Origin of the sequence: Klebsiella sp. HMSC16C06, assembly GCF_001808325.1 — a bacterium.
Lineage (GTDB): Bacteria > Pseudomonadota > Gammaproteobacteria > Enterobacterales > Enterobacteriaceae > Klebsiella > Klebsiella variicola.
Window position 1 is genome coordinate 663,801 of sequence record NZ_KV793012.1, and the last position, 23,283, is coordinate 687,083.

Annotated in this window: 19 protein-coding genes; 5 read left to right on the forward strand and 14 right to left on the reverse strand. The window is 62.8% G+C overall.

All coding sequences use genetic code 11. The features are described from left to right. Positions 1–258: 258 nt before the first annotated feature. The gene (locus HMPREF3142_RS21980; RefSeq protein WP_032414656.1) at positions 259–1,596 is read right to left on the reverse strand and encodes an aspartate aminotransferase family protein; all 1,338 of its coding nucleotides are present in this window, start codon (positions 1,594–1,596) and stop codon (positions 259–261) included. A 180-nt stretch (positions 1,597–1,776) separates the two neighbouring features. On the opposite strand from HMPREF3142_RS21980, the gene HMPREF3142_RS21985 reads away from it, so the two are divergent. After that, positions 1,777–2,541, forward strand: a complete 765-nt coding sequence (locus tag HMPREF3142_RS21985) for an SDR family NAD(P)-dependent oxidoreductase (RefSeq protein ID WP_012968743.1) — start codon at positions 1,777–1,779, stop codon at positions 2,539–2,541. Between the two features lie 53 nt (positions 2,542–2,594). Here the strand turns inward: HMPREF3142_RS21985 and HMPREF3142_RS21990 are convergent, their stop codons facing one another. The 4 genes from HMPREF3142_RS21990 to HMPREF3142_RS22005 are packed head-to-tail and all read right to left on the reverse strand — an operon-like array spanning position 2,595 to position 5,569. Continuing rightward, positions 2,595–3,356 carry an amino acid ABC transporter ATP-binding protein gene (locus HMPREF3142_RS21990; protein WP_008805553.1) on the reverse strand — a complete coding sequence of 254 codons (762 nt, stop codon included), beginning with the start codon at positions 3,354–3,356 and terminating at the stop codon, positions 2,595–2,597. Further along, positions 3,349–4,014 (reverse strand): amino acid ABC transporter permease, encoded by a 666-nt coding sequence (locus HMPREF3142_RS21995; protein ID WP_002893189.1) that lies wholly within the window; start codon positions 4,012–4,014, stop codon positions 3,349–3,351. Before HMPREF3142_RS21995 ends, HMPREF3142_RS21990 begins: the two co-directional genes overlap by 8 nt. Positions 4,015–4,028: 14 nt before the next feature. After that, positions 4,029–4,670: an amino acid ABC transporter permease gene (locus tag HMPREF3142_RS22000; RefSeq protein ID WP_004142522.1), complete on the reverse strand. Its 642-nt coding sequence runs from the start codon at positions 4,668–4,670 to the stop codon at positions 4,029–4,031. Between the two features lie 47 nt (positions 4,671–4,717). Beyond that, the gene (locus HMPREF3142_RS22005) at positions 4,718–5,569 is read right to left on the reverse strand and encodes a transporter substrate-binding domain-containing protein (protein ID WP_002893184.1); all 852 of its coding nucleotides are present in this window, start codon (positions 5,567–5,569) and stop codon (positions 4,718–4,720) included. 241 nt (positions 5,570–5,810) lie between these two features. On the opposite strand from HMPREF3142_RS22005, the gene HMPREF3142_RS22010 reads away from it, so the two are divergent. After that, complete coding sequence (locus tag HMPREF3142_RS22010; protein WP_004176948.1) at positions 5,811–7,274, forward strand: MocR-like pyridoxine biosynthesis transcription factor PdxR; 1,464 nt, start codon at positions 5,811–5,813, stop codon at positions 7,272–7,274. On the opposite strand, the gene HMPREF3142_RS22015 is transcribed toward HMPREF3142_RS22010, so the two are convergent. Next, entirely contained in the window at positions 7,271–8,605 is a 1,335-nt protein-coding gene (locus tag HMPREF3142_RS22015; protein ID WP_070612570.1) for an aminotransferase-like domain-containing protein, read from the reverse strand. The two genes, HMPREF3142_RS22010 and HMPREF3142_RS22015, sit on opposite strands and share 4 nt — an antisense overlap. Positions 8,606–8,728: 123 nt before the next feature. On the opposite strand from HMPREF3142_RS22015, the gene HMPREF3142_RS22020 reads away from it, so the two are divergent. Continuing rightward, a complete protein-coding gene (locus tag HMPREF3142_RS22020) occupies positions 8,729–9,637 on the forward strand; it encodes a DMT family transporter (RefSeq protein ID WP_032691344.1) in 909 nt (302 codons plus the stop codon). A 103-nt stretch (positions 9,638–9,740) separates the two neighbouring features. On the opposite strand, the gene HMPREF3142_RS22025 is transcribed toward HMPREF3142_RS22020, so the two are convergent. The 6 genes from HMPREF3142_RS22025 to HMPREF3142_RS22050 form a co-directional block, all read right to left on the reverse strand. Further along, positions 9,741–11,009 carry a Zn-dependent hydrolase gene (locus HMPREF3142_RS22025; RefSeq protein ID WP_070612572.1) on the reverse strand — a complete coding sequence of 423 codons (1,269 nt, stop codon included), beginning with the start codon at positions 11,007–11,009 and terminating at the stop codon, positions 9,741–9,743. A 97-nt stretch (positions 11,010–11,106) separates the two neighbouring features. Continuing rightward, positions 11,107–12,117, reverse strand: a complete 1,011-nt coding sequence (locus HMPREF3142_RS22030) for an ABC transporter ATP-binding protein (RefSeq protein WP_008805548.1) — start codon at positions 12,115–12,117, stop codon at positions 11,107–11,109. After that, positions 12,107–13,144: an ABC transporter ATP-binding protein gene (locus HMPREF3142_RS22035; protein WP_008805547.1), complete on the reverse strand. Its 1,038-nt coding sequence runs from the start codon at positions 13,142–13,144 to the stop codon at positions 12,107–12,109. The genes HMPREF3142_RS22030 and HMPREF3142_RS22035 overlap by 11 nt, the downstream gene beginning before the upstream one ends. Positions 13,145–13,147: 3 nt before the next feature. Continuing rightward, the gene (locus HMPREF3142_RS22040; RefSeq protein ID WP_008805546.1) at positions 13,148–14,041 is read right to left on the reverse strand and encodes an ABC transporter permease; all 894 of its coding nucleotides are present in this window, start codon (positions 14,039–14,041) and stop codon (positions 13,148–13,150) included. Between the two features lie 2 nt (positions 14,042–14,043). Next, positions 14,044–14,997, reverse strand: coding sequence for an ABC transporter permease (locus HMPREF3142_RS22045; RefSeq protein WP_004178910.1), 954 nt, complete (start codon positions 14,995–14,997; stop codon positions 14,044–14,046). A gap of 18 nt (positions 14,998–15,015) precedes the next feature. Beyond that, positions 15,016–16,683, reverse strand: coding sequence for an ABC transporter substrate-binding protein (locus tag HMPREF3142_RS22050; RefSeq protein WP_012542518.1), 1,668 nt, complete (start codon positions 16,681–16,683; stop codon positions 15,016–15,018). 334 nt (positions 16,684–17,017) lie between these two features. Between HMPREF3142_RS22050 and HMPREF3142_RS22055 the strand changes: the two genes are divergently transcribed. Together HMPREF3142_RS22055 and HMPREF3142_RS22060 are read left to right on the forward strand one after the other, a co-directional pair. Continuing rightward, the gene (locus tag HMPREF3142_RS22055; RefSeq protein ID WP_008805544.1) at positions 17,018–18,133 is read left to right on the forward strand and encodes a YbdK family carboxylate-amine ligase; all 1,116 of its coding nucleotides are present in this window, start codon (positions 17,018–17,020) and stop codon (positions 18,131–18,133) included. A gap of 47 nt (positions 18,134–18,180) precedes the next feature. After that, a complete protein-coding gene (locus tag HMPREF3142_RS22060; protein ID WP_008805543.1) occupies positions 18,181–18,900 on the forward strand; it encodes a phosphodiester glycosidase family protein in 720 nt (239 codons plus the stop codon). Positions 18,901–19,064: 164 nt separating this feature from the next. On the opposite strand, the gene HMPREF3142_RS22065 is transcribed toward HMPREF3142_RS22060, so the two are convergent. After that, positions 19,065–22,157 carry an efflux RND transporter permease subunit gene (locus tag HMPREF3142_RS22065; protein WP_012968751.1) on the reverse strand — a complete coding sequence of 1,031 codons (3,093 nt, stop codon included), beginning with the start codon at positions 22,155–22,157 and terminating at the stop codon, positions 19,065–19,067. A gap of 13 nt (positions 22,158–22,170) precedes the next feature. Continuing rightward, the gene (locus tag HMPREF3142_RS22070) at positions 22,171–23,250 is read right to left on the reverse strand and encodes an efflux RND transporter periplasmic adaptor subunit (protein WP_023297184.1); all 1,080 of its coding nucleotides are present in this window, start codon (positions 23,248–23,250) and stop codon (positions 22,171–22,173) included. Between the last annotated feature and the right edge of the window lie 33 nt (positions 23,251–23,283).

Here is a 23,283-nt window from a genome sequence, read left to right on the forward strand (position 1 = left end):
GATTTTGCTGGCCGGAGCCCGGGGGTACAGGGGGGGGGCGGCGACTGGCCGCCCCCTGTGCGCTCCCGGCGCCATGAGTGACATAACGCAGACGATTAACCGGGAGCGCAAACTACGCTGAAGCCACAGATAACATAAACAACCACACTGCAGTGCTTCCCCTCACCCTGGCCCTCTCCCGGAGGGAGAGGGAACCGTCCGGCTGGCGTTTAGGCCCGGCAAGCGTACTGCCGGATAATGTTATCCGATGCCACTCCCCTACTTCGCCAGGCTGGCAAAGCGAGCAAAGACCGCATCAAAAATCGCCAGCCCTTGCGCCACCTGCTCAGCAGTAATGGTGCACGGCGGCACCACGTGAATGCGGTTCTCCACCACAAAGGCCAACAGCCCGGCCTCGGTTAAGGCCCCTTTGATCGCGGCCATGTCGGCGGCAGTCAGCGGCGTTTTTTGTTCACGGCTGCTCACCAGCTCCAGCGCCTGGAACAGGCCGCGACCACGCACCTCGCCGATAATGGCGTGCTTCTCCGCCAGCGCCTCGAGACCGGGGCGCAGCACCTCGTTGCCGATATAGGCCGCGTTCTCAACCACCTTCTCCTCTTTCATCGCGTCGATGGTGGCGACAATCGCCGCCATCGCCAGCGGATGGCCGGAGTAGGTCAGCCCCCCGGCAAAAAAATGGTCGTCAAAATAGCGGGCAATCGGCTCGCTAATCAGCACCCCGCCCGCCGGCACGTAGCCCGCGTTAACCCCTTTGGCAAAGGTCACCAGATCCGGCACCACGCCATCCTGTTCGAAGGCGAACCAGCTGCCGGTACGGCCAAAGCCGGCCATCACCTCATCGAGGATCAGCACGATGCCAAACTCGTCGGCCAGGGCGCGCACACCCTGCATATAGCCTGCCGGCGGCACGAGGATCCCGGCGGTGCCGGGGATGGACTCCAGCAGGATCGCCGCGATGGCCGTCGGCCCTTCGCATTCAATGATCCGCCGCAGATGCGCCAGCGCGCGCTGGCACTCCTCTTCCTCGGTCGCGGCGTTGAACTCGCTGCGGTAAAGGTAGGGGTTGAAGAAGTGCACATGGCCGCGGGAGAACTCATTCGGCACCCGGCGCCAGTCGCCGGTGGCGGCGATCGCGCTGCCGGTGTTGCCATGGTAGGAGCGATAGGCCGACAGCACTTTGTCGCGCCCGGTATAGAGCCGCGCCATACGAATCGCGTTCTCATTGGCATCTGCCCCGGCGTTGGTGAAGAACACCTTGCTGAAGCCCGCCGGCGCCAGGTCGACGATGCGCTTCGCCGCTTCGCCGCGGGCAAGGTTGGCGGTGGCGGGCGCGATGGTGACCAGGGTCTCCAGCTGCGCCTTCATGGCCGCCAGTACCCGGGGGTGCTGATAGCCAATGTTGACGTTCACCAGCTGGCTGCTGAAATCGAGCCAGGTATTCCCCTCGTAATCCCATAGCTCGCAGCCTTGCGCCCCGGCGATGACCAGCGGGTTGAGATTGCCCTGCATCGACCATGAATGAAACACATAGGCGCGATCCAATTGCCGAACTTCGTCATTGCTTACCGCGACCTCGTTGTGAATTGCCAGCTTCATACCCTGCCCTCTCTCATGTCGTTGTGGTTGGCTTCATCATTGGCCGCGGCAGCGCAAAACGGATAGAGCCAGTGCGTGAAAAACGATGTGACACGGTGTCACATCCGCATCCGCCGTCTGGCCCTGTGCCTTGCCGTCCGGCGTTTTTATAGTGGAGGGACAACCGCACAGGAGAATGACATGGCAACGAGCAACGTAGTGTTTATCACCGGGGCGACCTCGGGTTTTGGCGAAGCGGCAGCGCAGGTGTTTGCCGACGCGGGCTGGTCGCTGGTGCTGACCGGGCGCCGCTATCCGCGACTGAAGGCCTTGCAGGACAGACTCGCCGCCCAGGTGCCGGTGCATATTATTGAGCTTGACGTTCGTGACAGCGAGGCGGTGGCTGCCGCCGTGGCGTCGCTCCCCGCCCCCTTCGCCGATGTCACCACCCTGATCAACAACGCCGGGCTGGCGCTGTCGCCACTGCCGGCGCAGGAGGTGGCGCTGGAGGACTGGAAAACGATGATCGACACCAACGTCACCGGTCTGGTGACGATGACCCACGCCCTGCTGCCGACGCTGATCCGCCATGGCGCCGGGGCGAGTATTATCAATATCGGCTCGATCGCCGGGCAGTGGCCCTATCCCGGCAGCCATGTGTATGGCGCCAGCAAGGCGTTTGTGAAGCAGTTCAGCTATAACCTGCGCTGCGATCTGCTTGGCACCGGCGTGCGGGTCACCGATCTGGCGCCGGGGATTGCCGAGACCGAATTTACCCTGGTGCGTACCAAAGGCGACCAGGCGGCATCGGATAAGCTCTATCGCGGCACCACGCCACTGAGCGCGCGCGATATCGCCGAGCAGATGTTTTATATCGCCACGTTGCCGGCGCATATGAACATTAACCGCGTGGAGGTGATGCCGGTGCGCCAGGCGTGGCAGCCGTTCGCCATCGATCGGGATTAAGCGAAACCCGACGCATCCCCTGCCGGCGCTGCCGGCAAGGGATGCAAGCCGGACTAACGGCTGCTTTGCAGAAACTGCCTGACGCGTTCAGAGTCAGGCTGAGTGAAGAACTTCTCCGGCGGCGCCTTCTCAATCAGCAGCCCCTTCTCCAGAAACACCACCTCGTTGGACACCTGGCGGGCAAAATCCATCTCGTGCGTCACCACCACCATGGTGTAACCCTCGGCGGCGAGGGCTTTCATTACCCCCAACACCTCATTAACCAGCTCCGGATCCAGCGCCGACGTCGGTTCATCGAAGAGAATAACTTCGGGCGACATCGCCAGCGAACGGGCGATCGCCACCCGCTGCTTCTGCCCGCCGGAGAGAGTGATCGGGTAAACATCGGCTTTGTGCGCCATGCCCACTTTCTCCAGCTGCTGCATGGCAATGGCCTTCGCCTCGTCTCGTTTCATGCCCTTAACGTGCAGCAGCGCCTCGCTGACGTTTTGCTGAACGGTCAGATGCGGCCACAGGTTAAAACTCTGAAAGACCATCCCCACCCGCTCGCGAATTTTGGCCAGCTGGCGGTGCGACATCGCCCGGCCGCGCTGTTCATCAATCCCCAGTCGCTGACCGCCGATATGAATTTCACCGCGGTCCGGCTGTTCCAGCCAGTTCATACAGCGCAGCAGTGTGGATTTTCCCGACCCGGACGAGCCGAGAATACTCACCACGGTCCCCTTCTCCACCGTCAGGTTAATATCCCGCAGGACTTCCACATTATCGAACTGTTTGGAGACGTTTTTGACGCTTACGGCAATAGACTCAGGCATGGCTCATTCCTCTTTTGGCTCCCCAGGCGGTCAGGCGCTTAATCAGCAGCTCCAGCAGAATGCTGATCGCCCAGTAAAGCCCAATGGCGACGATAAAGGCGTTAAACGGAATAAAATAGGTCGCCTGGACGCTGTTGGCGGCGGCGGTGATCTCCTGAACGGTAATAATGCTCAGGAAAGCGGTGTCCTTCAGGCAAATAATCAGCTGATTGCCGATCAGCGGTAAGGCGGAAGAGACGATATTGGGTAAAATAATCCGCCGGAAAATGGCATAGCGCGAAAAGCCCTGAGCAATCGCCGCTTCAATATATCCGCCGGAAAATACCCGCCGCTGGCTGCGCAATATTTCAAAAAAATAGGCGCCATGATAAATAATCAGGGCCAGTAAACCGGCGGTCCACGGCTCCATGCTAATACCGAGCTGCGGCAGCCCGTAATACAGAAGATAAGCGAGGATCAAAAAAGGGATCGCACGCATCAGGCTGACGAAACCAATAATAATCCGGTTAATCACTTTCTTTTGATATTCGCTAAAATAACACAGCGCAATACCGATAATCAGCGCCGCCAGGGCGGCGGTAATAAACAGTTCGAGGGTCGCGAATAACCCGGCAATAAAGCTATCGCGAACCGACCAGATAACGCCCCACTGATTCATAATGCCTCCCGTTCCTAGCGCGCCAGACGCCTGGCTTTACGTTCCGCGATACCCTGCAGCTTCAACAAACAGCCGATGATCACCACATACAGCAGGCCGGCGGCGAGGATCGGCGACAGCGGCTCGTAGGTGACCGAGGAGATACGGTTGGTGACCCGGGTGAGATCCACCACGCCAATCACGGCGATGGCCGGGCTACCTTTGATCAAAAAGGACATCTCATTGACCAGCGCCGGCAGGCTCTCGATCCACATCTGCGGCAGCATGATGTAGCGGAAGTAGGTCCAGCGGCGCATTCCCACCGACTCCGCCGCCTCCCGCTGTTCGCGCGGAAAGGTGCGGAAGGCGTTGCGCCAGATCTCAGCGTTAAACGCCGAGGTGTTAAGCGTCAGCGCCACAATGGCGGCCACGTTCTTGTCGAGGTTAATGCCCATCGTCGGCAGGGAAAGGAACAGAAACAGCACCAGCGTCACCAGCGGCGTTGCGCGGGCCAGACTGATATAGACCACCAGCAGCTGGTCGATCACCGGCAGGCGCAGCATCCGTACCAGGGCGATCAGCAGGCCCGCCACCACCCCGAAGGCGATAGCGATGGCCGAAATCCAGAGGGTCGTCCATGCGCCTTCGATTAATAACTGCCAGGAAATTGCATCCATGAGGCCCTCCTTCTCAGCAACAGGCGGCGGTCGCCCGCCGCGGAATATTACAGTCCGGCGAGTTTGTGAAACTGTTCCGGGCTGGTGATCGCCTCGGTCGGCAGGTTGTCATAGGTTTCGCCAAACCATTTTTTCTGCAGCTCGGCGAGCTTGCCGGTCTCCTTCATGTGGTTCATAAACTTGGTCATATAGGCCAGCAGCTGCGGCGAGTTTTTCGGGATCGGCCACGCCATATACCCCGGTCCGGAGACGGCCAGCCCTTTGGCGAAGACCTTCGGTTTGGCTTTCGCCAGGTCGTTTACCGAGATCACCACGTTAATCACGTAATCCAGTCGCTTATTCGCCAGGTCGGCGTAGGCTTCCGGATAGGAGGGATACTCCACCACCGGTCCCAGCTTGCCGCCGGTCTTCTCCAGCATAGCCTTCAGCTCCGGCAAACGCGCCAGCAGCGCGCTCCCGGCCTGTAACCCCACTTTTTTGCCGCTGAGATCGGCAATCGTATTTAACGAAGTATCGCCAGCGCGTTTGACGAAATAGTGCTGCGCGGAGGCCCACGGTGGGGTGAAATCAAAAACCTTCAGCCGCTCATCGGTAATAACCGCCCCGGTTAAGGCCATATCGTATTGCCCGGTGGAGACGGCCGCTAATAATCCGGTCCACGGTAATATGCTCTGGTCGACATGGAATTTGGCGTACTTACGTAATTCCTCAAGCATATCTTTGTTAAAGCCATCGGCCTGGCCATTATTCATAAAGTTAAACGGCGCATAATCATCTTCCGTCGCCACTTTCAGGGTGCCGGATTTTTCTATTTCCGGAAGATCCGCCGCGACGGCGTGATAAGAAAAAGCGACCGTTAATACAGCGCTCAGACACATTGATGCCAATGATTTTTTCATTATTTCACCCCTGATGGATTGGCCAGACGGGTTCATTCCAGAACGCGAAAAGGTTTCTGCAAAATAGTGGCCGGGGACGTTCCGGTCCACGGCGGCTGAATACGTTTTTAATGTGGGAGCGTTTTTCGATTCCGTATAGAGCCAGATGGGCCGCATCGCTGTGTCAGATGGCGGCAGGGTGGTATGGAATTTGCTGAGTGTAACGGGTGGTCGCAATGCGTTATTGCCAGAGGAGCCCCGTATGATCCGTCACCTGTTACACGTTGATTTTCAGCCTGGCCGCGGTTTGCAGGAACAGGTGCGAGAGACGCTGGTGAATGCCATTCTCAGCGGGATCTTCGCCGCCGACACCCCGCTGCCCTCCTGTCGCCAGTTGGCCAGCCAGCTTCGCGTCTCGCGCAACACCACCGCGCTGGTGTTTGAAAGTCTGGTCAACGAGGGCTACCTGATTAGCCGCCCACGAAGCGGTTACTACCTGCATCCCGACTATCATGAAGCTTCGCCTGCCGCCGTCGAGAGTGCACCGCAGCGCGAAGCCGCTGCACCACGCTGGGGCGACCGGCTGCAGATGACCCCCAGCCAGCAGGAGTCGATCCTCAAACCGGCGGGCTGGATGCACTACCGCTACCCGTTTATCTACGGCCAGCCCGATACCCGGCAGTTCCCGCTGGCCACCTGGCGCTCGGCGGCGAACTGGCTGCACGGCGGGGTGCGCGACCCGGCGTGGGTCATCGACCATATTGACCAGGATGTGCCGATGCTGATCGAGCAGATCCGCACCCGGGTGCTGCCCAAGCGCGGCATTGTCGCCGCGCCGGATGAAATTCTCATCACCCTTGGCTCGCAAAATGCGCTCTACCTGCTGACCCGACTGCTGCTCTCTTCCACCACCCGCATTGGCGTCGAAAACCCCTGCTTTCGCGAAGCCATCAACACCTTTCTGCTCGCCGACGCCGAGGTGGTGCCGCACCCGGTGGATGAAGAGGGGATCGTGCTTAATGAGCGTCCCTGCGATTACTACTATGTCACCCCCGGCCATCAGGTGCCCACCGGGGTGACCATGAGCAGTGCGCGGCGTCGCCAGCTGCTGGAGCATGCCGCCCGCCATGACGCAGTCATTATTGAAGATGATTATGACTCGGAGAGTAACTTTACCCTCAACCCGCTGCCGGCGCTGAAGGCCAGCGATCGCAGCGGCCGGGTGGTGTATGTCAGCAGCCTGTCAAAAGCGCTGTCACCGGGACTGCGGTTGGGGTTTATGGTCGCCGACCCGGACCTGATCGACGAGGCGCGCGCCCTGCGCCGGCTGGTCTATCGCCATCCGCCGACCAACATTCAGTACCAGATGGCCCACTTCCTTGCCCAGGGCCATTATGAAACCCATCTGCGGCGCTACCACTACGACTCCGCCCAGCGCTGGGAGCGCCTGCACGCCGCCCTGCAGCGCTATCTGCCGTCGTGTCGCGCGCTGGCGGGGAGCGAACATGCTAACGCCTTCTGGCTGCAGACCCCGGCGCAGATCAACACCCAGCAGCTCACCTGGCGCGCCGCCCACGCCGGCGTGCTGATTGAGCCCGGGGCGCGCCATTTTCTCAGCGCCGCGCCGCCGGATAACTACTTTCGCATGGGATTCCACGCCATTAACCCTGACGCCATCGCCCAGGGGGTGGAGGTCCTGCGCGGCCAGCTGGAGCAGATGGGTTAGCGGTATTGTTCATACTCAACGGCGTCGCGCACGCTGAGCAGCGCCTGGCGCAGACTGTCGAAAGGCACCGATCCGAGCGCAATGCGCAGCGCCTGCGGGATCGTGGCGGAGACGCAGAACGGCTCGGCGGTCGACACCGAAATACGGCGTTCCATCAGCGCATTCGCCAGTCGATCGGCCCGGCTCTCTTCACCCAGAGGCAGCCAGACAAAGTACGAATCGGGATGACTGACGACGGGAAGCCCACAAAGCACCTCGCGGGCCACCTGCTGCCGCTGTCGCGCATCCTGTCGTTTCTGCATTTCAAAGCGGGCCACCGTGCCATCTTCAATCCAGGCGCAGATCAGCGAACTTATCAGCGTCGGCGTATTCCACGTCGTGGCGCGGATGGCGCGCTCAATCTCCGGGCGATAGCGCGGCGGAGAGATCACCACCCCCACGCGCAGTCCGGTGGCGATATTTTTTGAAAAACCGGTGACATACACCGTTCTTTCCGGCGCATAGCTGATCACCGGCGGCGGCGGACGGCTCACCAGCCGGGCGTAGGCGGCATCTTCAATAATCAGCAGATCGTGTTGGCGCGCAAGATCGGCCAGCGCCTGCCGCTGCCCGGTGTTGAGCACCCAGCCCAGCGGATTGTGCAGCGTCGGCATGGTATACACCGCCCGCACCCGCCGCTGCTGGCACAGCGTATGAAGCGCCTGCAGGTCCGGCCCCTCCGGTCGACAGGGGATCGCCGCCAGCTCCAGATGATACAGCGCCGCCAGAACCTTGAAGCCCGAATAGGTCAGCGCATCCACCGCCACCACATCCCCCGGACGTAACAGCCCCATGACGGTCACTGCCAGCCCGTGCTGTGCGCCGTTGACGATCAGGACATTTTCCGCATCCGGCGTAAAGTGCTGGCAGGTCAAATGGCGGGCGATAATTTCGCGCTCGGCGAGCCGCCCGGCATGAGGCTGATAGCGCAGATGCGAGTCAATATCGCCCGCCATCGCCAGCTGCCTGAGCGCCTCGCGCAGCGCATCGCCCTGCTCCGGCAGCGAAGGGTAGTTGAAATTGAGATCCACGACATCGGCGGCCACCACCTGCTGATCGACCCCGTGCCCCGGCGGCAGCGAGAGGTCGCGCACGAAGGTGCCGCGGCCGGTTTCGCCGCTGACCAACCCCATCTCTTCCAGTTCACAGTAGACGCGCGTGGCGGTGGCCAGCGAGATGCGCTCCCCGGCGGCAAGGGTACGGTGCGTCGGCAGACGGGTGCCTGCGGGCAGTTGCCCGCTGCGGATCGCCTGGGCATATCGGTCGACAACGGCTTTATATCGGGCTTTCATCGTGAAATGTATCTATGACAATAATTTGATTGTATTAGATTGGGCACATTACCATCGCCGCAGACGATGCTCAAGCGGGCACAGCACATCTGATAACGCGAGGTTAACGTGGTAGATTCAACAATGGATAAATCGGTGCCCGGTCCCTGGTCCGGATGGCTTCATGGTTTACTGGGGGTGATTATTTTTAGCGGGTCGCTGCCCGCGACGCGGCTGGCGGTGCAGGATATGGATCCGTTCTTATTGACCTTTCTGCGCGCCTCCATCGCCGGGCTGCTTGCCGTCGCGCTGCTGGTCGGCTTTCGCCAGAAACGCCCGCGCCTGGCGCAGCTTGTGCCCTTGATCATCGTCTCATCAGGGGTGGTGATCGGCTTTCCCCTGCTCACGGCGCTGGCCCTGCAGCACATCACCTCGGCGCATTCGATTGTGTTTATTGGCCTGCTGCCGCTGATGACCGCCCTCTTCGGCGTACTGCGCGGCGGCGAACGCCCGCGGCGGGCTTTCTGGATCTTTTCGCTGCTGGGCAGCCTGCTGGTGGTGGGATTCGCCCTGACGCAAAGTGCGGCGGCCTCACTCAGCGGCGATCTGCTGATGCTGGCGGCGGTTATCGCCTGCGGCCTCGGCTATGCGGAAGGGGCAAAGCTGACGCGGGAGCTCGGCGGCTGGCAGGTGATCTGCTGGGCGCTGGTGATAGCCCTGCCGTTGATGCTCCCCGCCTCGCTGATGGTTCAGCCCGCGTCCTGGCATGCCATATCGGCCTCCTCCTGGGCGGCGCTCGGCTATGTGTCGCTCTTCAGCATGCTGATCGGTTTCATCTTCTGGTACAAAGGGCTGGCCGCGGGCGGGATCGCCGCCGTCGGCCAGCTCCAGCTATTGCAGCCGTTCTTCGGGCTTGGCCTGTCGGCGGCGCTGTTGCACGAAACCGTCAGCCCCTTGATGCTGGCGGTTACGCTGGGCGTGGTGCTGTGCGTGGTGGGCTCGCGCAAATTTGGCCGCCAGCGGGTTAGCGCAGGGAGCGGGAGCCGTGATTGACCGCCCCGTCATCCGCCGTCCCGGGTCGCGTCGGTGTAACCGCCTTACCCGGGTGACAGCATGATAAACGGCTGGAGGACGCGCCGCCGGGGAGGACGACCGTCTACACCGGCCGCGCGTACTGAAGCATCACCTGCAGCAGCACGTTGGCCCCGGCGGCGACGTGCTCCGGCGAGGCATACTCAATTTCGTTATGGCTGATCCCGTCCTTGCAGGGGATAAAAATCATCCCGGTGGGCGCCAGGTAGCTCATATACACTGCGTCATGCCCGGCGCCGGAGACGATCGGCCGCGCCGGATAGCCCAGCCGCTGCGCGGCATCGGCAATGGCCTGCCGGCATTCAGCATCGAACGGCGCCGCCGGATAGTGGCTTACCTGCTTCAGGGCCACCTGCAGACCGCTCTCCCGCTCAACCTCCGCGATAAACGCCCGCAGCTGGCGATCCATCTCGTCCACCAGCGCATCGCTGAGATTGCGCATATCAATGGAGAAGGTGACCGCCCCTGGCACCACGTTGCGGCTGTTGGGCCACACCTGCACGCTGCCGACGGTGCCGCGTCCCTCTTCGCTGCGCCCGGCAATGGCCACCACTTCCTGCATAATGCGGGTCGCCACCTGCAGGGCATCCTGACGCAGGCGCATCGGCGTGGGTCCGGCGTGCGAGGCCTGGCCGGTGACCACGCAGTCGTACCAGCGGATCCCCAGCACGCCCTGCACGATACCGATGGTTTTCGCTTCATCTTCGAGAATCGGCCCCTGCTCAATGTGCGCCTCAAAATAGGCGCCGATGGGATGCTCCCCCGGGGTCTGCTCGCCGATATAGCCGATCTGCGCCAGCGCCTCGCCGACGCTGACACCCTCTTTATCCGTGACGGCCCAGGTCTCTTCCAGCGGGAAGACGCCGGCAAAGACCCCGGAGCCCATCATCACCGGTACAAAGCGCGACCCCTCTTCGTTGGTCCAGAACACCACCTCAATCGGCGCGTCGGTATCAATCTGCAGATCGTTGAGCGTGCGCACCACCTCCAGTGCCGCCAGCACGCCGTAGTTGCCGTCAAATTTGCCGCCGGTGGGCTGGGTGTCAATATGGCTGCCGGAGACGATGGGCGGCAGGCCGGGGTTGCGGCCTTCCCGGCGCATAAACACATTGCCGATTTTATCGATGGTGACGCTCATCCCGGCCTCCCGCGCCCAGCCTATTACCTTGTCCCGCCCCTGGCGGTCGAGGTCGGTGAGGGTCAGACGGCGGCAGCCGCCCTTCGGCGTGGCGCCGATCTGCGCGAGATCCATTAACGACGCCCACAGGCGGTCGCCATTGATGCGCCAGCCGGTGGTGTCGGTCGCGGGGGTAAAAAGTACATCACTGCTCATGGTAGTCTCCTGACATCAAGGTCGCCGCCAGCGTAACCGGCGGTGGGAATGCGCTATCAACGCCTGGTCTTCATCCTGTATGGTTTTTTGCCGCCGATCAGACGGCCAGGGCCTGGGCGTTAGCGTCAATCGCCAGCTCGCGCCAGCGGTGGCAACTCACCGCGTGGCGCTCCGCGACGGATTCCGTCGGCGGCAGACTCTGCTCACAGACCGGGCGACGGTGCGGGCAGCGCTCGGCAAAAGCGCAGCCGGGCGGCAAGCGCGCCAGATCCGGCGGCGCGCCGGGAATGCAGTGCAGGGCATCACCTTTCTTAAGCCCCTCTTTCGGCCGACTGCCCAGCAGCACCTGGGTATAAGGATGGCGCGGGTGGCGCAGGATCTCGCTCATCGACGCTTCCTCGACGATCCGCCCGGCGTACATCACCGCCACCCGGTCGGCGATCTCCACCGCGGCGCCGATATCGTGGGTCACAAACACGATCGACAGCCCGCGCTGCTTTTGCTGCTCGCGCAGCAGGATCAGGATCTGGATTTGCACCGTGGCGTCGAGGGCGGTGGTCGGCTCATCCGCCAGCAGCAGCTGCGGGTTGCAGGAGAGCGCAAGGGCGATCATCGCCCGCTGGCGCATCCCGCCGGACATCTCGTGCGGGTAAGCATCCAGCCGCCGCTCGGGGCTGGGAATGCGCACCTGGCGCAGGGCCTCCAGCGCCCTGTCCCGGGCCGCCTGGCGCGACAGCCCTTCGTGGCGGCGCAGCCCTTCAATAATCTGCTGCCCGACGGTGTAGACCGGATCGAAGGCCAGCAGCGGCTCCTGAAAAATCATCGCGCAGCGTCCGCCGCGATAGCGCCGCAGCTGACTGGCGCTCATCGTCAGCACCTCGTCGTCCCCCACCTGCAGGGTGCCGGAGAGCTCACTGCTCCCTGGCGGGTGCAGGCGCATCAGCGCCCGCAGGGTCACGCTCTTGCCGGAACCCGACTCGCCAATCAGCGCCATCACCTCCCCCTTTTGTACGTCAAAGGAGACTCCATTGACCGCGTTGATGGTCTGTCCGTCGCGGCGAAAGACGACCCGCAGGTCGCGCACATGGACAAAGGCGTTATCCGACATGGCTGACCTCCTTAAGGGGGATGCTTTGATGCCAGGGCGAGGCCGGCTGCGCCATCAGGCAGGCGCTCTGGTGCCCCTCCCCGACCGCCTCCAGCCGCGGTTTCACCTCGGCGCAGACCGCCTTCGCATGCGGGCAGCGGGTGTGAAAACGGCAGCCGCTCGGCGGCGCGATGGGGCTGGGGGGATCGCCGCTCAGCGGCGAGGTCAGGGTGCGGTTTTCCGGGTCCATGGAGGGCATCGAGCTTAACAGCGCCCGGGTATAGGGGTGGGCGGAGGCGGTAAACAGCTGCTCCGCCGGGCCAATCTCCACCACTTCGCCAAGGTACATGACGAGGATCCGATCCGACAGCCAGCGAACCACGTGCAGATCGTGGCTGATGAACACGTAGGTCAGCTCAAGAGTCCGTTTCAGCTCCTGCAGCAGCTGCAGCACCTGGGCTTCCACCGATTTATCCAGCGCCGACACTGCCTCATCGAGGATCACCAGCCGCGGCTTCATCGCCAGCGCGCGGGCGATATTCACCCGCTGCCGCTGGCCGCCAGAGAGCGCATGCGGGTAGCGGTCGGCAAAGCGCGCCGGCTCAAGGCCAACGTGCGCCAGCAGATAGCGGGCATATTCGCTGGCCTCTCTGGCGCTGACGCCGTGGACACGCTGGCCGAAGGCGATGCTCTCCTCCATGGTCATGCGCGGATTGAGCGAAGCATAGCTATCCTGAAAGACCATCTGCACCTGGCGACGGTAGGCTTTCAGCGGCAGACGCGACGAGCCGACCCCCTGTCCGTCGAAGATCAGTTCGCCGCTGTCCTGGGTGAGCAACTGCATCAGCAGCCGGGCGGTGGTCGATTTGCCGCAGCCCGACTCGCCGACTACCCCCAGGGTTTCGCCTTTCATCACCGTGAAGCTGATATCGTCCACCGCCTGCACCACCTCCCGGCCTTTGCCGCCGCGAAAGTACTTCAGCAGGTGATTGACCTTCAGCAGCGGCTGCGCCGGCCCGCCAAGGTCGATATTGATAAAGGGTTGCATCGCTTACTCCTTAATCGCCATTGCCGCACGCAGGCGGTCCGCGAGGATATTGAACGAAATGGAGGTGATAAAAATCATCAGGCCCGGCAGGGCGGCCACCCACGGCTGGGTATAGATTGCCGTGCGCAGCGTATTGAGCATCAGCCCCCACTCGGGCTCCGGCGGCCGCACGCCGAGGCCGAGAAACGACAGGCCGGAGGCGAGGATCATGCACACCGAAATCAGCCCGGTGGAGAAGACGAAGATCGGCCCGAGCACGTTGCCCAACACCTGGACGCGGATAATGGTCAACGCGCTGGCGCCAGTGGCCCGGGCGGCGTCGATATAGTCCATATGTCGCACCTGGGCGGTCACGCTCTCGGCAATCCGCGCCACCTGCGGGACAAACACGAGGGTCAGCGACAGCAGCGCATTGCCGATGCCCGCCCCCAACGCTCCCGACAGCGCAATCGCCAGCAGGACGGAGGGAAAGGCATAGAACACATCCACGGTGCGCATAATCACGGTATTGGTTTTGCCGCCCGTATAGCCGGCGATAATCCCGATGGCCCCGCCGATAAAAAAGGCGAACACCACCGGGACAATTCCCATAAACAGCGACAGTCGGGTGCCAAGGATCAGCCGCGACAGCATGTCGCGTCCCAGCTCATCCGAGCCCAGCGGGAAGCCGTCGCTGCCAATGGGTTTCAGGCGCAGGAACATCGACGTTTGATAAGGATCTTTGACGATAAGCCACGGACCGAACAGCGCCAGGGCCAGCAGCAGGAGGATCACCACGCCCACCACCACCCCGCCGGGGTCGCGCAGTAAGCGGCGCAGCACGCCGCGCCAGTAACCTTGCCGGGAAGCGTGGGCCGCTGCGGCCGGGACCGCTTTCGTCGTTGCCGTATCCACCATGGTCAGCTCCTCTTAATACGCGGGTCGAGGGTGGTCTGCAGAATATCCACCAGCAGGTTGAGCAGCACGAAAAACAGCGCCAGCACCCAGATGGTGCCCTGCAGCAGGGGCAGGTCGCGCTGAAAAATGGCGGTATTGAGCAGCAATCCGGTTCCCGGCCAGGAGAAAACGGTCTCCACAAGGATCGAGCCGCCCATCAGATAGCCCACCTGCAGCCCCATCACCGCCAGCGCGGTGGGCGCGGCATTTTTCATGACGTGGACAAAGATGCGCGACTCGTTGAGCCCGCGAGCGCGCAGGCCAACGATAAACTCCTGGCTGAGGATATCGGCCACCTGCGAGCGCACGGTGCGGGCGATAATCCCGGTGGGGATCACCGACAAGGTGAGGGCTGGCAGCAGCATGAACTGCAGGTGCGCCCAGTCCCATTGCCAGCCCACCTCGCCTATCGGCCCGCCGCCGGTGGCCGGCAGCAGCGCGAACTTAACGCTGCAGAGGATCACCAGCAGCATCCCCAGCCAGTAGTGCGGCACGCTAACGCCAAATACCGACAACACCGAGGCCAGACGGTCAATGACGCTGTTGCGAAAATAGCCGGCGACAAAGCCGAACAGGCTGCCGAGGACGAAGCCGATCGCCGTCGCCAGCAGCGCCAGGCGCAGGGAGTACGCCACCGCGGTCATCACTTCGTCTATCACCGGGCGGCCGGTGGCGACCGACATACCAAGGTCGCCATGCAGCGCCCGCCACAGCCAGTGGATAAACTGCAGGGGCAGCGGCTTATCAAAGCCGTAAGCCTGCATTAATGTCTGACGCAGCGCCTCCGAGGCGTCCGGCGGCATCACCGACACCAACGGGTCGCCCGGAGCGATCTGCACCAGCATGAAACAGATCACCGCCACCCCAAGCATGGTGGGGATAGCCAGCAGAATGCGGTATAGCAGCGTATTGATCATCGGTCGCCCCTTTCACGATTACTCTTTTTTGCTCACCAGGCTGAGGTCTATAAACCAGCTCTGCGGTTGCACCACCCCGGTCACCGCAGGGGAAATCGCACGCGGCCCGACGTCGTGGGCGACAAACAGGAATGGCACCTGATCCACCAGCGCGGCGTGCAGCTCACCGGCCGCTTTGTTCATCTCCGCCGGGGTAAAGGCGTGCTTGACGGCGGCGGCCAGCTTCTCCGTCTCCGGAGTGGAGAAGTAACCCCAGTTGGTCGCCACCGGCGGAAACGCTTTGGCGGTCGAGAAGCGGATCAGGCCAAAGTACGGATCGTTAACCGCGGCGCTGACGTTGATCGCATCGATCCCTTTCGCCGACGGGTCCCGGGCGCCCAGGCGCCAGTTGGTAAACAGGGTGTTCCATTCCACCACTTTGATATCCACATTGAAGAAGCAGCTCTTCAGGCTCTGCTGGATATACTCGTTCATCGGCAAGGGCTGCATCTGCCCGGAGCCGGAGGCCGAGGTGGCCACCGTGACGTGCAGCGGTTTGCTGGCGCTGTATCCGGCCTCGGTCATTAGCTGGCGGGCGGTGTCCGGGTCATATTTGATCTGGAAGGTGGGTTTGCCATGCCACGGGCTGTCAGCCTCGTAGACCCCGGTGGCCTCGGTCATGTAGCCGCCGAGGTAGCTCTTCAGCTCGGCACGGTTCAGACACAGGTTGGCCGCTTTGCGCACGCGGATGTCCTGCCACGGCGATCCTTTTTCAAAGGAGAACTGCCAGGGCCACAGGTGCGGCTGGGTATTGGCGTAGAGGTGAAAACCCTGAGACTTGATCTGATCGATGGCGTCCGGCGCCGGGGCTTCAATCCAGTCCACCTGCTTCGACAGCAGCGCCGCGGTACGGGCGTTGGCCTCCGGCAAGGGGATCAGCACCACTTTATCCACCCGGGGAATGCGATCTTTGTTCCAGTAGTCGGGGTTTTTATCGAGGATCAGCTGCTGACGCGGCACCAGCTTCTCCAGTTTGAACGGGCCGCTACCCACCGCGTGGGCGGCGAAGGCGGTCCACGCCTGTTTGCTGCGCGCGGCGCTATCTCCCGCGCTGGCCGGCACCGCGTCATACTGTTTCTGCCACGCCGTCGGCGAGACGATAAACAGGTTGGTGATGTTGTACGGCAGCAGCGCGTCTGGTTCCGAGGTGGTCAGCGCCACAGTGTGGTCGTCAATTTTCTCTGCGCCGGTGAGGGTCGGCATGCGCGACAGGGTGTTGCCGATCTGCCCCGGGGCGTACTGCGGCGCTGCTTTATTCAGCACCTTATCCACGTTCCAGACGATGGCGTCGGCGTTCACCTCCGTCCCGTCATGGAACCTGACGCCCGGACGCAAGGTGAAAATCCAGCGGCTGGTGTTCTGCGGATCGATGTGCCACTCGGTCGCCAGCCCCGGCACCAGACCGCTGGGCTTTTCACCTTGCGACAGATCCCACTCCACCAGCGCGTCGTACAGCGGGATGCCGGTAAAGCGGTTGCCCTCATAGCCTTGATCCGGCTGGCCAAGGGTTAACGGAATATCCGCGGCGGTCATGGCGATCCGCAGCGTGGAGGCGTTGGCAGGTAAGGCGGCGCCCGCCAGGGCCAGTGCGCCGCTCACCGCCACGGCGAGACGACCGGCACGCGAAAATAACGTCTTTTTGTGCATCACATGATCCCTGTTAAATAAAGTGTCACGAATTAACAGGCAAAATGCGTACCAGCTCTTACGCGGACGATAATAGGCCAAAACCGACCGGTAAAATAAGAAGGGCTTATATTATCACCATGATAATTATGGGAAAATAATTGCGCCTTATTCCGCCGCACCGCCAGCGGGAAATATGTTGCAGAATTGCACCAGCCGCTATATGGCAAATTTCAAATAATCACTCTGCGTCACTTTTTATTCATCCCCCGTCCGCCGCCGCCGCGTATTCGCGTATTCTCCGTCGGGATCAATCCCTTCTATACTTCAGGGAACACATCGACCGGGAGAGACTATGCCTTTAGCCGATTTTCACCGCTCCGATCCTTTTACCCTCGGTATCGAACTGGAGCTGCAGGTGGTGAACCCGCCGGGTTACGACCTCAGCCAGGATGCCTCGACGCTGATTGCCGACGTCCAGCATCAGTTGACCGTGGGAGAAGCCAAACATGACATCACCGAGAGCATGCTGGAGATCGCCACCGGGGTGTGCCGCGACATCAGCCATGCCCAAACCCAGCTCAGCGCCATCCAGCAGGCGGTTCAGCGCGCGGCGCTGCGCCATCATCTGCAGATCTGCGGCGGCGGTTCGCACCCCTTTCATGCCTGGCAGCGTCAGCAAATCAGCGACAATCCGCGCTATGTTAAAACCGTCGAGCATTTTGGCTATCTGGCGCAGCAGGCCACGGTCTTTGGCCAGCATGTGCACGTCGGCTGCCAGAGCGGCGACGACGCCCTCTATCTGCTGCACGGCCTGTCGCGCTTTGTACCGCACTTCATCGCCCTTAATGCCGCCTCGCCGTGGTTTGACAGTACCGACAGCCGTTTCGCCTGTTCACGCCTGAACCGCTTCTCCTCCTATCCCGACAACGGTCCGATGCCGTGGGTGGCAGACTGGCAGGGGTTTCGTCGCCTGTTCCGCCAGCTGAGCTACACCAGCATGATCGACAGCATGAAGGATCTGCACTGGGATATTCGCCCCAGCCCGCAGTTTGGGACCGTCGAGGTGCGGGTGATGGACACTCCCCTGACCCTCGCCCAGGCGATCCATATCGCCGGCTTTATACAGACCCTGGCCTGCTGGCTGTTGACGGAGCGCCCTTTTAAGCACCAGCCTGATGATTATCTGCTGTACCCCTTTAACCGCTATCAGGCGTGCCGCTATGGGCTGGACGGGACCCTCACCGACGTGCGCAGCGGAGAGCAGCGCAGCATCCGCCAGGAGATCCTGCAGCTCGCCGACCGGCTGGCTCCCTTCGCCCATCAGTTGAAGGCGACGGCGGCGCTGGAAGCGGTGGTCCGCCAGGCGAAATCGCCGCACAGCGAAGCGCAGCAGATGCGCGACTTTATCGCCAACGGCGGTTCGCTTTCCGGCCTGGTGCAAAAACACTGTGAGATTTGGGCGGCATAAGGCAGCGAGGCGGGTATACTCGGCGCAGACCATAGAAAGGACTGCCCATGTTATTACGTTGCCTGCTCCCCCTGGCGCTGCTGCCCCTGGCCGCCGTCGCCAGCGCCGCCTGTACCCTCACCGACCCGACGCTGACCCTGCAGAGCTATCGGGTGGATGCGCAGAAAGAGCGCATTGCGATGTACTGGCAGGATCGGCACGGCAAAGCCTGGGGTTCCCTGCGTTCGCTGCTGGCGGGTATTGATGGCGACGGCCGGGTGCAGATGGCGATGAACGGCGGCATTTACGATAAAGCCTACGCGCCGCTGGGGCTGTATATCGAAGACGGCAAACGGCTGACGCCGGTAAACCGTTCCGCCGGCGGCGGGAACTTCTTTATCCGCCCCGGCGGCGTGTTCCTGGTGGCGAACGGCCGGGCGAAAATCGTGCCGCTGCCGGCGTACAAACCCTCTCCCGCCATCCGTTATGCGGTGCAGTCCGGCCCGATGCTGATTGAGAATGGCGTCATCAACTGGCGGCTGAAGCCCTCAGCCAGTTCGCGCAAGCTGCGTAACGGGGTGGGTATCGATAAGCAGGGCCGGGTGGTGTTTATGCTCAGCGATCGCGAGACCAACTTCTATGATTTTGCCTGCTATGCGCAGTCAAAGCTTGGGGTGCGGCAGATGCTCTATCTCGACGGCACCCTGTCGAAGATGTACCGCAAAGGCGGCAGCGTGCCGTGGCAGTATCATCCGTTCGTGACCATGATAACGGTGGAGAGGAAGTAGCGGGCGCCCGGCACAAAAGCGGCGCCGTGCCCGCCGTCCTTACCCGTTCACCAGCGAAGGACTACCCTTTTCTGCCAAACGCAACGTGAACGGAAAATTCCCCCTCACCCTAACCCTCTCCCACAGGGAGGGGGAATCGACAGGCAGACGCTGTGGCGCAACGCTTACCCCCGCCGATGCGCCCACTCACGCATACGCTGAAACAGCACATACAGCGACGGGATAAACAGGATGCCAATCATCGTCGCCACCAGCATACCGCTGAATACCGTGGTGCCGATGATCCGCCGGCTCTGCGCCCCGGCGCCGGTGGCGAGCATCATCGGCATGATGCCGATAATAAACGACACCGCGGTCATCATCACCGCGCGGAAGCGGCGGGTGGCCCCCTCGCGCGCGGCGTCAACTATCGACAGCCCCTCCTCGCGCCGGCTGCGGGCGAATTCAACAATCAGAATCGCATTCTTCGCTGCCAGGGCAATCAGCAGCACCAGCCCTATCTGAACATACACATCGTTGGCATAGCCCGCGGTCCACAGCCAGAGCAGCGCTCCGCCGATGGCGAACAGCACCGAGAGCATGACGCTCGCCGGCAGCGTCCAGCTCTCATACTGCGCCACCAGGAACAGCCACGCCATCGCCACCGCCGCCAGCACGATCCACACTGCCTGATTGCCGGTCTGCTGCTCCTGCCAGGAGATCCCGCTCCAGGCGTAGTCATATCCCGGCGGCAGATGGGCCTGCAAAATCTGCTCCATGGCCGCCATCGCCGTGCGGCTGCTGACCCCCTCGGCCGCTGAACCGCTCACTGAAACGGACGGGAACTGATTGTACTGCTGAATAAACGGCGCCCCCACCGTCGGCGTAATGGTGACCAGATTGCTCAGCCGCACCCGCTCGCCGTCGCGGCTGCGGACGTACAGCTCGCTAATCTGCTCTGCCCGCTCGCGCCACTGCATCTCATTTTGCATCACCACATGATAGACACGATTGTTACGGCTGAAATCGCCGGCGCGCGTGCCGCCGAACGCCGTCTGCAGGCTGCTGAAAATCTGCGCCACCGGCACATCCAGCAGCGCCGCCCGGTCGCGGTCGACCGTCAGGGTTAGCTGCGGCACGTTGCTGCTCCAGGTGGTAAACACCCGGCTCAGTTGAGGATGCTGGTTCGCCAGCTGGAGGATCTCCCGCGTCACCTGCTCCAGCTCCGCCGACGACTGACCGGCCTGCGCCAGGATGCGCAGGTCAAATCCCGAGGCATTCCCCAGGCCCGGCAGGGTCGGCGGCGCGAAGGTCATGATCGTCGCCTCCGGTAGCGACAGCAGCTGGCGCTGGATATCCGCCATCACCGCATCCAGCGGCGGCCGCTGATGCCAGTCTTTGAGCATCACCGAGATAAACCCGCCGTTAGAGGCGCTGGTGCCGTTGAGAATGTTGAAGCCGGACACCTGAATCACATCCTCCACCGCCGGGTTAGCCATCAGCAGCTTGCGCGCCTGGGCCATCACCGCTTCGGTACGCTCCAGCGACGCCGCCTCCGGCAGCTGCACGCTGGCAAACAGGTAACCCTGATCTTCCTGCGGCAGGAAGCCTTTCGGCATCGAGGTGAAGCTGAACGCCACCAGCGCGCCTGCCGCCACCGTCGCCGCCAGCGCCAGCCAGGGACGGCGGTTCATCCAGCCCACCAGCCGGCCATAGCCGTCGCGGGTACCGTCGAGAAGACGGTTAAACGCCCGCCACACCGCCGCTGGCCGGGCGGGACGCGGGCGCAGCAGCAGTGCGCAGAGGGCCGGTGTCAGGGTTAGCGCCACCAGGCTCGACAGGGCCACCGCGGTGGAGAGCGTCACGGCAAACTGCCGGTACAGCTCGCCGACGATCCCCGGGAGCAGCGCCACCGGCACAAATACCGCCAGCAGCACCAGGGTCGTGGCGATCACCGGCCCGGCGATCTGCTGCAGCGCCTGGGCGGTGGCCTGCAGGCGATCCAGCCCTTCCGCCATTTTGGTTTCGACATTCTCTACCACCACAATGGCGTCATCCACCACCATCGTCAGGGCGAGAATGATCGCGAACAGGCTGAGGGTGTTGGCGCTGTAGCCCAGCAGATAGAGCACCGCAAAGGTGCCGATCAGTGACACCGGGATCGCCAGCACTACGATCAGCGTCGCTCGCCAGCTCTGCAGGAACAGCGACACCACCACGACCACTGCCAGCAGGGTCAGCGCCAGCGAGACGCCGATCTCTTTGATCGTCGCCGCCACAAAGCGGGTGGTATCGAACTTCACCTCCCAGGTGAGATCCGCCGGAAAGCGAGTGTGCAGGCGGTTAAGCTCCGCACGCACTGCGCTGGCGACCTGCAGGGCATTGGCGGTGGGCGTCGGGTAGATCCCCAGATAGGCCGACGCTTTACCGTTCAGCTGCGCGCCGGAGCTGTAGCTGCGGGCACCCAGCTCAATGGTCGCCACGTCAGCGAGGCGAACCAGCTGCCCCTGCGCGCCGCGGCGGAGGATAATCTCGCCAAAGCTGGCCGCCTCGTTCAGACGCCCCAGCCCGTTGATGGTCAGCGTCTGCTGCTGGCCGTTGAATACTGGCGGGGTGCCCACCTGCCCCGCCGCGCCCTGCACATTCTGCTCGCGCAGCGCCTGGGCAACGTCATCCGTGGTGATGTTGAGCGCATTCATGCGGTCCGGACGCAGCCAGATGCGCATACTGTAATCCCGGGCGCCAAACATCTGCACCTCGCCGACGCCGGGCAGGCGGGCCAGCGCCTCGCGCACCTGGGTGCTGGCGTAGTTACTGACAAACAGCGGTGACAGCGTGCCCAGCGGCGAGTAGAGGCTCACCCCCATCAGCAGGTTGCTGGCGCGCTTGCGGACCTGGACGCCATTCTGCTGCACCTCCGCCGGGAGCTGCGCCAGCGCCTGCGCCACCCGGTTTTGCACGTCGATCGCCGCCAGGTCGGCATCGGTGCCCGCCGCGAAGGTAATGCTCAGGCGGTACGTTCCCTCATCCGAGCTGGTGGACTCCATATACAGCATATGATCGACGCCGTTGAGCTGGGTCTCCAGCGGGGCGGCGATGGCTTCCGCCACATCTGACGCGCTGGCGCCCGGCCAGCTGGCGCTGACGTTCACCACTGGCGGGGTGATCGCCGGGTACTGCTCCACCGGGATCAGCTTCAGCGACACCGCGCCGACAAAGGTCAGCAGCAGCGCGATCACCATGGCAAATCGCGGACGACGGATAAAAAAGGTCAGCATCCCTTCTCCTTACTTAGTTCAGCACCTGTACCGCAGCGCCTTCGCGTAAACGCTGCGCGCCGTCGGTGATCACCTGCTCGCCCGCCTGCAGCCCTTTCTCAACCGCAAACTGCTGCCCCTGCTGCCCCGCGAGGGTCAGACGACGCTGCCCGGCGGTGTGGTCCGGCTTCAGCACCCAGCTGAAAAAGCCCTGCGGATCCTGCTGCACGGCGGCGGCCGGGATCATCACCCGTGACTGCAGCTCCTGCGGACGGAACAGGATTGTTACGCTGCCGCCCGGCAGCAGACGGTGCTGCGGATTGGCGAACTCCGCCCGCACCGCCACGCTGCCGGTGCGGGCGTCAATCCGGTTATCGATGGAGGTCAACACCCCATCGCGCCGTTTGCCATCCACGTCAATCTGCGCCAGCCACGCCTGCTTCAGGGCGTGGATGTCGGCATGCTGGCCGGATTTGCTGAAAAATGCGGCTTCGTCGAGAGCGAACGACACCCGCACCGGATCCAGCTGCACGATGTCCACCAGCACGCCGCTGGATGGGTTAATCAGCGTCCCGACGTGAAAGGCGCTGTGGCCCACGCGACCGGTCACCGGCGCCGCAATCCGGGTGTAGCTGAGCACAATCTGCTGGGCCTCGACGCGGGCTTTCGCCTGCTGCACGGCGGCGGCGGCGACGTCGCGCTGCATCCGGGCCGTGTCGACGTCGTTGCGGCTGATGGAGTGGTTGTTAATGAGCCGCTCGTAGCGAGTGAGCAGTTGCTGCGACTGACGTAATGAGGCTTCGGCGCTTTTCAGCTCGGCCTGCGCCAGGGCCAGGGCCGCGCGGGGCTGCGCGTCGTCGAGGGTAAACAGCAGGTCGCCCTCGGTAACATACTGGCCATCCTGGAAGTGGCGCTGAACTATCACCCCTTCGGTGCGCGCGCGAATGTCGACGGCGCGGATCGCCTCGACCCGTCCGGGGATGGCGCGTTCTTCAGCATGAGGCGCCAGTTCAACCGTGGCGACGCGGACCGGCACCGCCGGCGCGGCGGTCGCCGTCAGGGCGCCGCCGGCCAGACCGCAGGCCAGCAGAGCAAAGCGGAAGGTTTTAATCATAGGGGGATCCTTGCGAAAGTAACGCGCGCCTGC

What these genes read in the sequence shown, in the direction of transcription:
- HMPREF3142_RS21980 (WP_032414656.1), bottom strand. Translation starts at nt 1,596, where the DNA reads ATGAAGCTGGCAATTCACAACGAGGTCGCGGTAAGCAATGACGAAGTT.
- HMPREF3142_RS21985 (WP_012968743.1), top strand. Translation starts at nt 1,777, where the DNA reads ATGGCAACGAGCAACGTAGTGTTTATCACCGGGGCGACCTCGGGTTTT.
- HMPREF3142_RS21990 (WP_008805553.1), bottom strand. Translation starts at nt 3,356, where the DNA reads ATGCCTGAGTCTATTGCCGTAAGCGTCAAAAACGTCTCCAAACAGTTC.
- HMPREF3142_RS21995 (WP_002893189.1), bottom strand. Translation starts at nt 4,014, where the DNA reads ATGAATCAGTGGGGCGTTATCTGGTCGGTTCGCGATAGCTTTATTGCC.
- HMPREF3142_RS22000 (WP_004142522.1), bottom strand. Translation starts at nt 4,670, where the DNA reads ATGGATGCAATTTCCTGGCAGTTATTAATCGAAGGCGCATGGACGACC.
- HMPREF3142_RS22005 (WP_002893184.1), bottom strand. Translation starts at nt 5,569, where the DNA reads ATGAAAAAATCATTGGCATCAATGTGTCTGAGCGCTGTATTAACGGTC.
- HMPREF3142_RS22010 (WP_004176948.1), top strand. Translation starts at nt 5,811, where the DNA reads ATGATCCGTCACCTGTTACACGTTGATTTTCAGCCTGGCCGCGGTTTG.
- HMPREF3142_RS22015 (WP_070612570.1), bottom strand. Translation starts at nt 8,605, where the DNA reads ATGAAAGCCCGATATAAAGCCGTTGTCGACCGATATGCCCAGGCGATC.
- HMPREF3142_RS22020 (WP_032691344.1), top strand. Translation starts at nt 8,729, where the DNA reads ATGGATAAATCGGTGCCCGGTCCCTGGTCCGGATGGCTTCATGGTTTA.
- HMPREF3142_RS22025 (WP_070612572.1), bottom strand. Translation starts at nt 11,009, where the DNA reads ATGAGCAGTGATGTACTTTTTACCCCCGCGACCGACACCACCGGCTGG.
- HMPREF3142_RS22030 (WP_008805548.1), bottom strand. Translation starts at nt 12,117, where the DNA reads ATGTCGGATAACGCCTTTGTCCATGTGCGCGACCTGCGGGTCGTCTTT.
- HMPREF3142_RS22035 (WP_008805547.1), bottom strand. Translation starts at nt 13,144, where the DNA reads ATGCAACCCTTTATCAATATCGACCTTGGCGGGCCGGCGCAGCCGCTG.
- HMPREF3142_RS22040 (WP_008805546.1), bottom strand. Translation starts at nt 14,041, where the DNA reads ATGGTGGATACGGCAACGACGAAAGCGGTCCCGGCCGCAGCGGCCCAC.
- HMPREF3142_RS22045 (WP_004178910.1), bottom strand. Translation starts at nt 14,997, where the DNA reads ATGATCAATACGCTGCTATACCGCATTCTGCTGGCTATCCCCACCATG.
- HMPREF3142_RS22050 (WP_012542518.1), bottom strand. Translation starts at nt 16,683, where the DNA reads ATGCACAAAAAGACGTTATTTTCGCGTGCCGGTCGTCTCGCCGTGGCG.
- HMPREF3142_RS22055 (WP_008805544.1), top strand. Translation starts at nt 17,018, where the DNA reads ATGCCTTTAGCCGATTTTCACCGCTCCGATCCTTTTACCCTCGGTATC.
- HMPREF3142_RS22060 (WP_008805543.1), top strand. Translation starts at nt 18,181, where the DNA reads ATGTTATTACGTTGCCTGCTCCCCCTGGCGCTGCTGCCCCTGGCCGCC.
- HMPREF3142_RS22065 (WP_012968751.1), bottom strand. Translation starts at nt 22,157, where the DNA reads ATGCTGACCTTTTTTATCCGTCGTCCGCGATTTGCCATGGTGATCGCG.
- HMPREF3142_RS22070 (WP_023297184.1), bottom strand. Translation starts at nt 23,250, where the DNA reads ATGATTAAAACCTTCCGCTTTGCTCTGCTGGCCTGCGGTCTGGCCGGC.